The sequence below is a fragment of the Egibacter rhizosphaerae genome, assembly GCF_004322855.1.
GTDB classification, from domain to species: domain Bacteria; phylum Actinomycetota; class Nitriliruptoria; order Euzebyales; family Egibacteraceae; genus Egibacter; species Egibacter rhizosphaerae.
Map to the genome: position 1 here is coordinate 452,144 of NZ_CP036402.1, position 12,466 is coordinate 464,609.

The following is a 12,466-nucleotide window of genomic DNA, read 5'->3' on the forward strand; positions in this document are numbered from 1 at the left end:
GGACGCCAGCTACAACGTCTGCCCCTCCAGTGCGCTGGCGACGACCGCTCGGGTGAAGCGCCTGCTCATGCGGACCGGCTGGGTCCGATAGTAGTCGCCCCCTGCGGTGTAAGGCCGCTCCGCGGCCCGCTCCAGCTCCTCGCGGTACGACGCTCGGAAGCGCTCCCATGCCACGAGCCGCGCGTCATAGAGGCTGTGCAACACCACGAGCCTGCTGACCTTGTAGCGGCGAGCCAGCCGGCCGGCCTCCTCGACGAGATCGCGGTCCGGGTCGTGGTGCTGCCGCAGGTCGGCCTCGGGGACGAGCAGTTCCGCCGCAACGGCGTTGCACCACGGTTCCAGGTCATGCTCCGCGTGCACGTCCATCCGTGGGCTGTCGAGGGCGGACTGCCCGAGCCAGACGTGGCCGAGCTCGTGCGCCAAGGTGAAGATCTGCGCGGCCTTGGTGTCGGCGCCGTTGACGAACACCACCGGCGCGTAATCGTCGATGATCGTGAAGCCACGGAACTCACCTGGGTCGAGCCGGCGATGCGAGTTGCTGCCCACGATCCCGCTGACCATGACGAGGATCCCGGCAGCCTCGATCGCTGCGACGAGGCCGCTGCGCGCCTCCTCCCACGTCGAGAACGCCGTCCGCTGCTCGAGGGTGAAGGCCAAGACCTACCGCATCTGCTCAGCCACCACCCGCGGCGAGTCCTCGGTACTCGCCACGCCTGGCCACGGCACCGGGGGTTCGCCCATCGAGCGCGCGAAGCCGCGGTACCACGCCTGACGTTGCTCGACCAGCGCGATCGTGTCGAGGAGATCCGCGCTGGGCTGCTCGATCGCCTCGTCTTCCAGCGTCCGGAAGTCCGCGAGCGGCACCTCCTCGTCGGGTGGTTCAGCCAGCAGCAGGTACCCCACGGGCGTTCGCGTCGCCCGCGCGAACTCGGTGAGCTGGGTCAAGGTGGGCCGCCGCTCACCTCGCGTCCACTCCGAGAGCTTCGGGTGACGTCGTTCGAGCTCCGCGGGATCCCGACGAGACCGCTCGATGGCCCACTCGAGCACGCGGGGGGCGACATCGACGCGTACCGTCACCTCGTCACCCCTCTCCGACAAGCACGCACTACGCCAGCATCACCGCTGCGTTCCGGGCACGGGGGACCGCGTCGTGCGACTGCTCACCCCAGAAGCCCAGAGGCCACGAGCGCTCCTGACCACCGCATCCGTGGGGGCCATGCTACGGGCCACGTGCGTCGGAGCCGGCGCCCGGTGCACATGTCCCGTCCAGCCCACGGACGCGCATCACGAGGAAGCGGTTCGCGGATGTCATGTCACGATGCCGGCACCGGCTCGAGGTCGCGGTCTCCGCGATAATGCCGCCATGGGAGAACCCACGGCCAGCGGTCCCACCGCACGAACCCAGCCACCGCACGGGCGGAGCGGCCCGACAACGACCTACGTGCTGCGCGCGGAACTCGACGGCGCCGCGCCGGCGGTGTGGCGGCAGTTGGCGGTGTCACCGGGGCTGCACCTCGACGAGCTGCACGTCGTACTCCAGGCCGCGTTCGGGTGGGACGACTACCACCTGCACCGGTTCTCGAGCGACCCCGACGACCCGTGGGGGCAGCCGGCGTACCTGTGCCCGTTCGAGATTGCCGAGGGCGACACGGGTGTGCCCGCCGAACTCGTGCGCGCCGGCGAGGTCCTCACCGATGCGGGCGAGCGGCTTCGTTACATCTACGACTACGGCGACGACTGGCGGGTCACGCTCACCCTCGAGGCGATCGAGACCCACGAGGAGAGCGCACCACCGGCAGCGTGCCGCGACGGGCACGGCGCCGAGCCGCCGGAGGACTGCGGCGGCGTGCCCGCCTACGAGGTCATCGTCGGCGCGCAGGACCCCTCGCACCCCGACCACGCCGAGCTGCTCGCCGAGTTCCGCCGCTGGTTCAGCGCCGAGGACGACCCCGCGCGCATCCGGCTGACACCTTTCGACGCCGACACCGTCAACGCCCGCCTCGCCGACCTCGATCTGGGCTCGCCGCCGCGGCCGCGCGAGGTGCCCGTCGCGGTCGCCGACCTGCTCGCCGGCGTCGGCGGCCACCCGGTCCGGCGCCGACTGCTGCGCTTGCTGGCTGAGGCCGCGATCGACGCGCCGGTCACCATCAACCCCGACGCAGCGGCCGACATGATGCGGCCCTACCAGTGGCTGCTCGAGCGCGTCGGCGAGGACGGCATCAAGCTCACCAAGGCCGGCTACCTCCCGCCCGCCCACGTCGAGGCCGCCATGCACGACCTCGACCTGTGGGAGGAGTGGATCGGCGCCGGCAACCGCGAGGACCTCACCATCCCCGTGCTCGACCTGCGCGAATCGGCCCAGCAGCTCGGTCTGTTGCGCAAGTACCGCGGGCGGCTGCTGCGGACCAAGCGCGGTGGCGCCGCCGCATCGGACTCCGTCGCCCTCTACCAGCTGCTCGCCGAGCGCATGCCGCCCGCACGGCGCGGGACCGCCGAGCACCGCGCGGGCACCGTGCTCCTGCTTGCCCTCGCCGCCGGCGTCGACGACACCGACGACGCCGACGCGCTGGTCACCGAGGCGCTGATCGCCGAGGGTTGGCGCCACACCGACGGCACACCGCTCGACATGTGGACGATCCGCGCCGTGCAGCGCCCCACCATGGGGGTGCTCCAACGCATCGGCGCCCTCGAACGCGACCGCGCCTCCCCCGGTGACCTCACCCCCACCAGCCGCGCGCGACCGTTCGCCCACGCCACGCTCGCGACGACGCCGCATAGCACCGACACCGGGGAGACCTCGTGAGCGCCCGCGCATGGCTGTCCGAGGTCGTGCTCGAGGTCGAGGCCGGCCCCGAGGTGTTCGCCCGGGGCGAGGACTACGCCGAGCGCGGACTCGTCGAACTCGCCACCGTCGATGACGAGCGCATCCACGCGACGGTGCACGGCACCGAGCCCTACCAGGTCGAGCTGACGCGCGCGGGCGCTGAGGTCCCCTGGTCGTGCACGTGTCCGTACGCCTCCGACGGCGACGTGTGCAAGCACGAGGTCGCCGCCGGGTTGGCCGCAATCGGGCAGGCCGCTTCGCCACGGGGCTCGGCGCGCGAGGCAGCCACCGAGGCTGCCCTTGAGGAGGACGCCCTGCGCGCCTGGCTCGCGACGCGAGCCCACGACGAGGTCGTCGCGCTCCTACTCGACGCTGCCCGCGACCATCCGGAGGTGCACCGCCGGCTCGCGGTGCGCGTCGCCGCCGACCGAGGAGGGCCGGTCGATCTCGCTCCGTTCGAGGCCGCGCTCGCCGAGGCGTTCGACCCTGGCGGCTTCGTGCATTGGCGGGACATGTACGAGTGGACCGCCGACGCGCACGCGGCGATCGACAGCATCGCCGAGCTGGCGGACGCGGGGTTCGCCGACGCGGTCGTCGACCTCGCCGAGCGCGGACTGGCCGAGGTGGAGCGAGCGATCGGCCGCGTCGACGACTCCGGCGGCCAGCTGGACGACCTCGCCGAGCGCCTCGTGGACCTGCACCAGGCGGCGCTGCGCGATGCCTCGGTCGACCGTGTCGCCGTCGCCGAGCGCCTCCTCGCGCTGGCGCTGTCCAGCGAGCTCGAGACGCTCGCCGACCGTCTCGGCGAGTACCGCGACGCCCTCGGCGCCCACGGCTGGGACGGGCTCTGCGCGCGCATCCGCGCGGCATGGGACGCCCTGCCCGCCTACGGGTCCGGCGACGACGACCGCGACCGATACGGGCGCCGGCTGCGCCTCGAGCAGCTGATGGAGCAGCTCGCCGGCGACGACCTCGACGCCCTGCTGGAGATCCGCGGCAAGACGCTCGCGCGACCCTTCGACTGGGTCCGCATCATGGCGACGTGCGCCGAGGCCGGCCGTGACGACCTCGCCGTCGATTGGGGCGAGCGCGCCCTCGCCGCCTTCGGCCCGGAGGCCGACACGCGTCTGACCGATGCGCTCGCGGAGGCCTATCAGCGGCTCGGGCGGCTCGACGCCGCGCTCGAGCTCGAGCGCGCCCAGTTCGCGGGGCGCCCGAGCGCGACCCGCTACCAGCGGCTGCGCGCGGTCGCCGAGCCGCTCGGGCGCTGGGAGGCCGAGCGCGAGGAGGCCTACCGCATCGCCCACGAGCTGGCCACCCAGGCGCACGAGGACCGCAGCCAACGTCCCCCGAGCCCGCTGCGGGGGCGTACGGGTTGGGCCGACGCGCCGGGCTCCCTGCTCGTCGAGCTGCACCTCGCCGACGGCGACGTCGAAGCCGCTTGGACCACCGCGCGCGAGCACGGGGCCACCGACGCGCAGTGGCGACGCCTGGCTGACCTCCGCGCCGCGCACGCCCCCGACGACGCGATCGACGTCTACGCCCGCGAGCTGGAGGCCGCCCTTCGCCCTGCTGACCAGCGCGCCTACACCCACGTCGCCGAGCTGCTCGGCGCCCTCGCGCCGCTGCACCAGCGGGCGGGTCGGGCCGACGAGTTCGCTGCCCTCGTCACGCGGATCCGCGAGGAGTACAAGCGCCGCCCCAACCTCATCAAGACCCTCGACCGTGCCGGGCTCACCGCCTGAGATCGGCCTACGCCCTTGGTTCGCAACGGGCCGCGAGGCGCTCGGCGATGGTGCGCACGTCATCCAGCTCACCTGCGGCGACGGCGATGACGAGGTCGTACGCCTCGTCGTTGGTGAAGGTGAGCCGGACGCCGTTCATGCCGTACAAGGCGATGACGCTCGCGAGGCCTAGCCGCTTGTTGCCGTCAACGAGCGCATGGTTGCGCACCGAGGAGTGCAACAGCGCTGCCGCCTTCTCGTGCAGGGTGGGATAGGCGTCTTCGCCGAAGGCGCTGGCCCTGGGACGGGCCACGGCAGCGTCAAGCAAGCCAGCATCCCGTACCTCCACCTCGGGCAGAACTCGCTGCGCGATGTGGAGGAGGTCGTCGACGTCGAGGAGGATCAACGTCCGAGACGCTCGAGCGCCTCCGCGTAGCGGGGCAGTTGCTCGTCGAGCACCTCGTCCAGCAATTCGCGCCTGCTCGTCCGTTCGATGTACTCACGCAGCGCCTGGCGCGCTACCTCCTGCATCGAACGGCCCTCCCGCGCCGCGCGGCGCCGGAGCGCTTCGGCCTCCTGCTCGTCGAGCCGCAAGGTCATCGGCATGCAACAATGGTATCACTACTGATACCAGAGGGTCGCGCTCCCGCCGCCGCGAGTTGGCGTATGACTCCGCTGTCAGCTACTCCGCGGCCCTGGGCGGATCGGACTGCTGTGAGTGAGAGCTGCATGGCCGCGTCTCCGACCGGCTCAGTCGAGGGAGAGGTCGCGCAGCCGAGCCCGGGATCGAAGTGGGAGTCGCTCGATCCCGGACGTGAGCAGGCGCAGTTCCCGCTCTATGGTCGGCCGCCAGTTAGCGACCCCGCAACTCGCCCGAGCGAAGGACACGATGGCAGCGGCGCTGAGGTCACTGTGGAGCTCGTCGAGGTCGGCTCGCGGTACGCCGAGCTCCCGCAGACGGGACAGGTAGGCGGCCAGAGCCGGACTGGCGGCGGCCGGTTCGGCGACATCGAGCAGCACCTCGACCAGATCGAGGGCGGCCGGGCCGCGGCTGGCGCGCGCCCAGTCGAGCAGGATCGGCTCGTTTGTGGAGCGGTCGAACACGACGTTGTCGAGATGGACGTCGTCGTGGAGCAACGTGGGCGCCGAATTGGTCAGCTGCTCGGCAGCGGCCGGGTAGGTGTGCTCGAGCTTGTCGAGCATCCCGTGGGTGGGGGGCGCGAGGTCCGAACCGAACCGGTCCAGGAACACGCTACGACGTCGACGGAGCCAGCCGCGGTCGAGGCCGAGCCAAGGTGTCGGGGGCAACCAGTCGGCGGCTGCGACGAGCCGGGATAAGCGCCACCAGCGGGCATGCAGATCGGCGAGCAACCGTGCCACGCGGGCGGCGGGCTCGGGTGAGAGCTGCTGGAGGCCGTCCCCCTGGTCGACGTCGACGAGGTCCTCCAGCACCAGAACGGCACGTGCCTTGCCCTGGTCGACGGCCCCCGCCAGACAGGCAGGATGGCGCGGCCCGAGCCGGCCGAGCCGGTGCAGCACGTGGAGTTCGCGGCCACTCGCGGCCCCGTCCAGGTCCCACAGCTTGACCACGACCGACGCCGGCTCGGCGTCGCCACCAAGGTGGACGCGGAGCAGCTCGCTGGCCAGCCCGAAGCCCTTGCCGATAGGCTCGGCACGACCGTCATCGTGCTGCGCATCGGACAGTCCGAGGCTCCGACGCGCCCAGGCCGCGTCGACCTCGGCGGCGGTCGATGGGACCATCAACGGTGGAGCCCTTCTCGCGATGTGGAGCAACGCTACTCGTTCGCGCGTCGTCGGGCTGGCCTGGCAACTCGCCAGGGATGGGAGCGTGCCATGGGGTTGCCCGGCGAGGAGCCGTCGGCCGCTCGAGGGCTGTGGCGCCACCTCGCGGACTCGCCGCAGGCCCTGAAACCCGCGACCGGACAGTGGTCCGCGAGGCGGGCGGGAGACGGGCAGCTGGTGGGGGCCGCGGGCCACGTCGACTGGCCCGCCGACATCGCCCACGTCGGGATCATCGTGGCTCCCACCTTCCGGGGACGTGGACACGCCGGCCCGCTGGCCGCCGCAGCAACCCGGCGCGCGATCGCGGCTGGCCGATGCCCGCAATGGCGCAGCGCCACGGCGAACGAGGCCTCACTCGCCACGGCCGCACGCGTTGGCTACCAGGTCTTCGGCCGCCAGCTCAGCTTCCGGCTCGCGTGAGGCCACCGGGCGCCTCGACGGTCAGGGCTGGCCAGTACCGGTGGCGACGTGCCCGGGCGGACCGACGACGGAGTAGCGCGCGCACACGAAGGCCTTGTTCTGCCCGAGCTCAGCAGCGCGGCGGTGACGTGGCGCGAGGGCGAGACCCGACCCCCTGCCCCGGCGAGCACCGCGTTCGGTAGATCGCCAGGGCTTCGCCGTGCTGTGTCACAGGAGCGGCGCCTGCGTCGTCGAGATGGGTAAAGGTCGCTTTCGACGGGAGGTGTGTGATGCGGTGGGTGCGCGCAGGGTTGGCCGTGCTTGCGGTGGGCCAGCTGGTGCCGGGGATGTGGGCGCTGGCGGCGCCGCGGCACTTCTACGAGTCGTTTCCTGGGGTCGGGTCGGCGTGGGTGGCCGCCGACGGGCCGTTCAACCATCATCTCGTGGTCGACGCCGGGGCGGGGTTCGCCGCGACCGGCCTCGTCCTCGCCGTGGCCGTGTGGGTCGCGTCGCGGGCTGTGCGGGCGGTCGCCCTGGCCGGTTATCTCGTGCACGCGGTGCCGCACCTGGCCTATCACGTCGCGCATCCGCCGTTGCCGCTGGGCCCGGTCGAGCAGGCGCTGACGTGGCTACCGTTGGCCGGCGGAGTCGGACTCGCGGTAGTCCTGCTCCTCGTCATGGCGGTACGTAGCCCCCCCGCGCGCGCTTCTGCCCGCCCGGACTCCCGTCCCGGCGCCGGCCCAGTGCCTGCGCCGTCGAGGTCGGGTTTCTCGGGCGGTCGGATCTCCGGGATCGGAGGATCGCCCCGCAACCCGCTGCTGCGGCTGGGCTTCATCGCGGCCCGCCGGCGGCTCGGGGCGATCCCCGAGGCCTGGCGGGTCACCGCCCGGGTGCCCAGGGTCGCGTTGGCGCGGATGGCCGGCGACGCGGCGCATCAGCGGACCCGGCTCGCCCCGGCCAGCGTGGGCGCGGTCGCGCAGCTGCACGCCGCGACGCTGGTCGAGTGCGCGTTCTGCGTCGACATCGGCACTGCGGCCGCCGTCGACGCTGGGGTCACCCGCGAGCAGATCCGCGACCTGCCCCGCTGGCGTGACAGCGACCGGTACGACGACGACCAACGGCTCGCGCTGTCCCTGGCCGACGCGATGACGGCCACCCCTGCAGAGGTGCCCGGCGACCTCGTTGACGCGCTCGTCACCCGCTTCGGCGCCGACGCGACCGTCGAGCTCGCCACCGCGGTGGGCCACGAGAACGCCCGCGCCCGGACCAACCGGGCGCTCGGTGTGCCCCCGCAAGGGTTCGCCGCCGCAGCCTCCTGCCCACTGCCCGAGCGGAGCCCGACATGACGGGCGTGTTCGAGGCCGAGCGCGACCGGCTGTTCGCGATCGCCTACCGGATGCTCGGCAGCGTCGCCGACGCCGAGGACGTCCTCCAGGACGTCTGGCTCGCCTGGCAGCCCGTCGACCACCCAGAGGTGGCACGACCGGCCGCCTACCTCGCCCGGATGACCACCAACCGCTGCCTCGACACGCTGCGCGCCGCCCGCCGCCACCGCGAGGCCTACGTCGGCCCGTGGCTGCCCGAACCGCTGCTGGCCACCGGCGACGCCGACGACGACGATGCCGAGCTCGCCGACTCGGTGCGCATCGCCTTCCTCGTCGCCCTCGAGTCCCTCTCCCCCGCCGAGCGCGCCGCGCTGGTGCTCCGCGACGCGTTCGGCTACCCCTACGACGAGCTCGCCGGCATCCTCGACCGCAGCGAGACTGCCTGCCGCCAGGTCGTGGCCCGCGCTCGACGCCACGTCCAAGCCCGCCGACCCCGCCAATCGGCCAACCCCGCCCACGCCGACGAGGTCGCTGCCCGGTTCCTCGCGGCCGCCCGCCACGGCGACCTCGACGGCCTCCTCGCCGTCCTGCACCCCGACGCCGAGCTCGTCAGCGACGGCGGCGGCAAGGCCAGCGCGGCCCGCCGCACCGTCACCGGCGCCGACCCCGTCGCCCGGTTCGTCGCCGGCATCGCCGCACGTCAACCCGACGCCGAGTACCGGCCCGTCCTCGTCAACGCCGCGCCCGGCGCGATCATGACCACCGCCGAGGGCCCCACGGTGATCAGCATCGACATCGACGGCGAGCGGGTCACCCGCATCCACGTCATCCGAAACCCCGACAAGCTCACCCACGTACACCCTTCCTGAGCCCCCCGACGACCTCACTCCGGCTCGGCTGACGGTTGGCGATCCCGTCGACCCTCGACGGCCCCACCGAGGGCACGCCCCCGCACGCGAGCAGCCTCGGCTCAACCGGAAGAGCCGACGTGCCCGAGGTGGATCGACCGTGCTGGAGCCTGCCATGCCCGACCACCCCCTCGGCGAAGCGCTGGCCGCCACGGTCGCGCTCGAGGCCGCCACCGGCGCCGCCTGGCCCGCTGAAGACAGCGCCGCGCCTGCACCGGTGATCGGGCGACGGTTCGCGCGCGCCCACCGCCTTGCCCTGCAGTGCGCCAGTGAGCCGTTCGCGGATCGTCCGCTTGGCGGGGATCTTGCGGACCTTGACGAATCCGCCATAGCCGCCGAGTGCGCGACCGAGAATCCTGACCACCGGTGAACCCCTTCCCGGAAGGCGCCGCGTGGACCCTGCCCCGCACCGCCCACGAAGATCCTCGACAGACCTCTGGCCGGCCGGAATCCCTTGCGGGCCGTCACGCCGGATCCGTCCGCGCGCTCCGGCCCCGGGCGCCGGCCAGCAACAGCGCCGGCAGCAGAAGCGCGACAACCGGCAGTACCAGCGCCCCCACGCTGAACCCTGTGAGCAGCGCGAAGCCGGCGGTGGTCGCCCATCCCATCCATGCAGCCAGCCACCTGCCCCGCACGATCCCCGTCATGAGCAGGGCCGCCGACGCGACGAACACCAGCGCCTGTGGAGCGGGTCCCGACAACACGAAGGTCGGCTCGGCCGCAGACGCTTACGGAGCCGTCGCCGCGACCCGCCGTGCCGGTGCTCGCACCGCCGACATCAGCACGCCGTAGCTGGCGACCAGCCCACCGGCCGCCAGCGTCGCCCACCGCAGCCACCGCACGCATCGTCCCTGCCTCTGGCGTCCCGGATCGTGCGGCCGTTGACCGAGCACCTCACCCGCCCTGCCGTGCGCAGTCACTCATGCACGGCCCGTTGCCTATGTACCACCGTGACCTTTGTTGCGGCTACCACAAAGGCGGCACCGGTCGTCACGTGCATCGTCGCCAGCAGCACGCCGGTCGCGGTGTCGTGGCCACCCGCCAGCGGACCGGCGGCCGATGCCACGGCGACCACGCCCCCTACGGTCGCCAGCATGGTTACCCACCGGCGCGACCGCCGAGCAGCCAGCGCCAGCAGCGCCGCACCGGCGGCGAACGGGAGAAGGGTCGTCAGGAGCACCTTGACAACGCCCACCTCCAGGTCCGGCTCGCCGATGGCTGGGTCCACGACGAAGCTGGCGTCCGCTGCACCTCCGATCGCCCACAGCGACACGTTGACCACGATCGCCGCCGCAGCGCCGACGGTCGTAGCTCTGACGACCGCGGGGTTCCGGGGACCGCTACTCGTTGGTGATGAGGTGATCGTTGAAGCTGTCTCCATGGTCTTCTCCTCCGGGAGAGGCCGGTGCGTGCGACCGAGCGCCGCAAGGTCTTGCGGTCCCCCTTCTCCCCATACGACGTCGCAGCCGGTCCGAATGTGACACCGCCCCGAGCAGCAGCGCTCATCCGACGAACGCGCCGACCAACAGGCCGATGATCTGCGGCGCGAATGCGGCGAGCAGCCCGCCGGCCACCCCGAGGAAACTCGCGACAACGGCAAGGGTGCCCCCACCCCGCCGCCTCAAGTACGACCAGCTCGCCAAGAGGAACAGGATCCCACCGAGCGCGAACCACGGTCCCCAGACGACCCCGTACCACCAGGCCTCGCCCTCGAGCGGATCGACGGTGACCAGAAAGCTGAGGTACTGGCCACCGTGCGCGGCGAGGAGCGCGCCCGCGCCGCAGGAGGGGAGCAACAGGAACGCCGGGGGCACCGCCTGGCCGCCGACCCCCGGGAGCACGCGTGGGAAGACAGCGCCCCAAGCACGCACGAGCGCGAGCCCGAGGACCGTGCCGACCGCGAGCATGACCGTTACCCACCACAGGGCTGCCAAGACCCCTGGATCGCGGGCAGCGGCGGCAGCCTGGAGCCCTTCCGAGATCGTCCCGAGGCCCACGGTTCCTCCGAGCGCCCAGTAGAGACTGCGAATCCCGAACGCGGCGGCCCAGAACGCCGCCGCATAGCCCGCCCAACGGTCGATGGCCGGGAGGGCTCGGCGCTGCTGCTCGCGAAGGCCTCGACCCATCGGGTGCCCCTTCCTGCTACTCGCACCGAGCCCCGGGTCCCCGTCTGATGAGGGAGACCTCGATGGCGGAGGCCGACTGCGGTCTAACATCCCTCGCCAGAGGCTGCGAGGTTGGACCGAACAGCCAGGCGGGCCCGAGAGCAGGTAAGGGTGCTCACCGTCAGTAGTGGATGCCGGGCCTTGCGACAGCACCCTCCCGAGCGGCGATGATAGCGGCTGACGTTGCGCGTTTGAACTCGTCCGCATCGTGGAGGTGCTATGCCCAACCCGGATCCCAAGGCCGACTTGCACCGCTACCTCCAGGTGGCCCGTGACGCGCTGCTGTGGAAGCTCAACGGCGTATCGGAATACGACGTTCGCCGCCCGCTAGTGCGAACAGGCACGAACCTACTTGGGCTCGTCAAGCACCTGGCAGGGGTCGAGGCGGGTTACTTCGGCGCGGTCTTCGATCGCCCGTTCACAGAGTCGCTGCCCTGGATGGACGACGAGGAGCCGAACACGGACATGTGGGCGACGGTCGAGGAGTCCCGAGACGACATCGTCGCCCTCTATCGGCGGGTCTGGACCCACGCTGACGCCACCATCGACGCGGTCGATTTGAGCACGGTTGGGTTCGTTTCCTGGTGGCCGGAGGACCGGGCGCGAGCCACGCTGCACACAATCCTCGTCCATGTGACCACCGAGAGCCACCGGCACGCCGGACACGCCGACATCGTTCGGGAACTGATCGACGGTGCCGTCGGGCACAGGCTGGGTGTCGACAATCTCCCAGACGTCGACCACGCGTGGTGGATGTCCCACCACGAGCGGCTGAAGCAGGTGGCACGGCAATTCGAAGGGCTCGGCTAACGACTGCGCGGTGCCGGGCACCACGTTGCCCCGTGACGTAGACGCGCCCGCGCGACAGCGCTCCAATATCCCCGAACTTCTCTGCTGGTGTCATGTACTCGAGCGTTTTGCGAGACGGGTATCCTGCGGTCGCTGCCCGCCCGCGCGACGCGTCATCGCTGCCTGCGCCACTGCCAGGGTGTAATGGGCACCGCTGCCGCGCGCTGCTTCAGACGAGTCGACGCAATGAATGCGTCCAAGACCTTCCTGGCCCTGTTCATAGGCATGACCTTGACGGGAGCGGCGATCATCTTGTTGATCCCTTCCCTGTTCGAGCCACACGAGCCGTATCTCGTGTGGGCGATAGGGATACTTGGCGGCCTCTTCGTCGTCCTCGCGGTAGGCGTGTTGTACTTGCGGCCCGCGAAGCCGCCTCCGCCCGAGCAGAACGCAGGCGAGTAGCAGCACCGAGGATGATGCGCCGGAAGCGGTTTACGTCGCCGCGTCCAGATGACCCGATAGATCTGGC

The 12,466-nt window shown here is 71.8% G+C and carries 16 protein-coding genes; 8 read left to right on the forward strand and 8 right to left on the reverse strand.

The features are described from left to right. Positions 1–9 precede the first annotated feature (9 nt). Together ER308_RS02115 and ER308_RS02120 are read right to left on the reverse strand one after the other, a co-directional pair. Complete coding sequence (locus ER308_RS02115; RefSeq protein ID WP_131153476.1) at positions 10–657, reverse strand: ImmA/IrrE family metallo-endopeptidase; 648 nt, start codon at positions 655–657, stop codon at positions 10–12. 3 nt (positions 658–660) lie between these two features. Further along, a complete protein-coding gene (locus ER308_RS02120; protein WP_165491743.1) occupies positions 661–1,077 on the reverse strand; it encodes a hypothetical protein in 417 nt (138 codons plus the stop codon). A 286-nt stretch (positions 1,078–1,363) separates the two neighbouring features. Between ER308_RS02120 and ER308_RS02125 the strand changes: the two genes are divergently transcribed. After that, positions 1,364–2,803 carry a plasmid pRiA4b ORF-3 family protein gene (locus ER308_RS02125; protein WP_165491744.1) on the forward strand — a complete coding sequence of 480 codons (1,440 nt, stop codon included), beginning with the start codon at positions 1,364–1,366 and terminating at the stop codon, positions 2,801–2,803. Continuing rightward, on the forward strand, positions 2,800–4,569 hold the full coding sequence (locus ER308_RS02130; protein WP_131153479.1) for an SWIM zinc finger family protein: 1,770 nt from the start codon (positions 2,800–2,802) through the stop codon (positions 4,567–4,569). Before ER308_RS02125 ends, ER308_RS02130 begins: the two co-directional genes overlap by 4 nt. 7 nt (positions 4,570–4,576) lie before the next feature. Here the strand turns inward: ER308_RS02130 and ER308_RS02135 are convergent, their stop codons facing one another. The 3 genes from ER308_RS02135 to ER308_RS02145 all read right to left on the reverse strand — a co-directional run bounded on the left by ER308_RS02135 (position 4,577) and on the right by ER308_RS02145 (position 6,309). After that, positions 4,577–4,954: a type II toxin-antitoxin system death-on-curing family toxin gene (locus ER308_RS02135; RefSeq protein ID WP_131153480.1), complete on the reverse strand. Its 378-nt coding sequence runs from the start codon at positions 4,952–4,954 to the stop codon at positions 4,577–4,579. Continuing rightward, positions 4,951–5,148 (reverse strand): ribbon-helix-helix protein, CopG family, encoded by a 198-nt coding sequence (locus ER308_RS02140; RefSeq protein WP_131156855.1) that lies wholly within the window; start codon positions 5,146–5,148, stop codon positions 4,951–4,953. Before ER308_RS02140 ends, ER308_RS02135 begins: the two co-directional genes overlap by 4 nt. A 150-nt stretch (positions 5,149–5,298) precedes the next feature. Beyond that, complete coding sequence (locus ER308_RS02145; protein WP_131153481.1) at positions 5,299–6,309, reverse strand: phosphotransferase family protein; 1,011 nt, start codon at positions 6,307–6,309, stop codon at positions 5,299–5,301. 93 nt (positions 6,310–6,402) lie between these two features. Between ER308_RS02145 and ER308_RS02150 the strand changes: the two genes are divergently transcribed. The 4 genes from ER308_RS02150 (at position 6,403) to ER308_RS02165 (ending at position 9,353) form a co-directional block, all read left to right on the forward strand. Then, positions 6,403–6,771, forward strand: coding sequence for a GNAT family N-acetyltransferase (locus ER308_RS02150; RefSeq protein WP_131153482.1), 369 nt, complete (start codon positions 6,403–6,405; stop codon positions 6,769–6,771). Between the two features lie 269 nt (positions 6,772–7,040). Beyond that, positions 7,041–8,096: a carboxymuconolactone decarboxylase family protein gene (locus ER308_RS02155; protein ID WP_131153483.1), complete on the forward strand. Its 1,056-nt coding sequence runs from the start codon at positions 7,041–7,043 to the stop codon at positions 8,094–8,096. After that, positions 8,093–8,944, forward strand: a complete 852-nt coding sequence (gene sigJ / locus ER308_RS02160) for an RNA polymerase sigma factor SigJ (RefSeq protein ID WP_131153484.1) — start codon at positions 8,093–8,095, stop codon at positions 8,942–8,944. The genes ER308_RS02155 and sigJ overlap by 4 nt, the downstream gene beginning before the upstream one ends. A gap of 139 nt (positions 8,945–9,083) precedes the next feature. Continuing rightward, positions 9,084–9,353, forward strand: coding sequence for a hypothetical protein (locus ER308_RS02165; protein ID WP_131153485.1), 270 nt, complete (start codon positions 9,084–9,086; stop codon positions 9,351–9,353). 94 nt (positions 9,354–9,447) lie between these two features. On the opposite strand, the gene ER308_RS02170 is transcribed toward ER308_RS02165, so the two are convergent. The 3 genes from ER308_RS02170 to ER308_RS02180 form a co-directional block, all read right to left on the reverse strand. Next, positions 9,448–9,657, reverse strand: coding sequence for a hypothetical protein (locus ER308_RS02170; RefSeq protein ID WP_131153486.1), 210 nt, complete (start codon positions 9,655–9,657; stop codon positions 9,448–9,450). Between the two features lie 242 nt (positions 9,658–9,899). Then, complete coding sequence (locus ER308_RS02175; RefSeq protein WP_276319863.1) at positions 9,900–10,364, reverse strand: DUF6069 family protein; 465 nt, start codon at positions 10,362–10,364, stop codon at positions 9,900–9,902. Positions 10,365–10,485: 121 nt separating this feature from the next. Further along, positions 10,486–11,109 carry a DUF3995 domain-containing protein gene (locus ER308_RS02180; RefSeq protein WP_131153488.1) on the reverse strand — a complete coding sequence of 208 codons (624 nt, stop codon included), beginning with the start codon at positions 11,107–11,109 and terminating at the stop codon, positions 10,486–10,488. 258 nt (positions 11,110–11,367) lie between these two features. Between ER308_RS02180 and ER308_RS02185 the strand changes: the two genes are divergently transcribed. Beyond that, positions 11,368–11,958, forward strand: coding sequence for a DinB family protein (locus ER308_RS02185; RefSeq protein WP_131153489.1), 591 nt, complete (start codon positions 11,368–11,370; stop codon positions 11,956–11,958). Between the two features lie 225 nt (positions 11,959–12,183). After that, on the forward strand, positions 12,184–12,399 hold the full coding sequence (locus ER308_RS02190) for a hypothetical protein (RefSeq protein WP_131153490.1): 216 nt from the start codon (positions 12,184–12,186) through the stop codon (positions 12,397–12,399). Positions 12,400–12,466 lie beyond the last annotated feature (67 nt).

What these genes read in the sequence shown, in the direction of transcription:
- ER308_RS02125 (WP_165491744.1), top strand. Translation starts at nt 1,364, where the DNA reads ATGGGAGAACCCACGGCCAGCGGTCCCACCGCACGAACCCAGCCACCG.
- ER308_RS02140 (WP_131156855.1), bottom strand. Translation starts at nt 5,148, where the DNA reads ATGACCTTGCGGCTCGACGAGCAGGAGGCCGAAGCGCTCCGGCGCCGC.
- ER308_RS02145 (WP_131153481.1), bottom strand. Translation starts at nt 6,309, where the DNA reads ATGGTCCCATCGACCGCCGCCGAGGTCGACGCGGCCTGGGCGCGTCGG.
- ER308_RS02150 (WP_131153482.1), top strand. Translation starts at nt 6,403, where the DNA reads ATGGGGTTGCCCGGCGAGGAGCCGTCGGCCGCTCGAGGGCTGTGGCGC.
- ER308_RS02155 (WP_131153483.1), top strand. Translation starts at nt 7,041, where the DNA reads ATGCGGTGGGTGCGCGCAGGGTTGGCCGTGCTTGCGGTGGGCCAGCTG.
- sigJ (WP_131153484.1), top strand. Translation starts at nt 8,093, where the DNA reads ATGACGGGCGTGTTCGAGGCCGAGCGCGACCGGCTGTTCGCGATCGCC.
- ER308_RS02175 (WP_276319863.1), bottom strand. Translation starts at nt 10,364, where the DNA reads ATGGAGACAGCTTCAACGATCACCTCATCACCAACGAGTAGCGGTCCC.
- ER308_RS02180 (WP_131153488.1), bottom strand. Translation starts at nt 11,109, where the DNA reads ATGGGTCGAGGCCTTCGCGAGCAGCAGCGCCGAGCCCTCCCGGCCATC.
- ER308_RS02185 (WP_131153489.1), top strand. Translation starts at nt 11,368, where the DNA reads ATGCCCAACCCGGATCCCAAGGCCGACTTGCACCGCTACCTCCAGGTG.
- ER308_RS02190 (WP_131153490.1), top strand. Translation starts at nt 12,184, where the DNA reads ATGAATGCGTCCAAGACCTTCCTGGCCCTGTTCATAGGCATGACCTTG.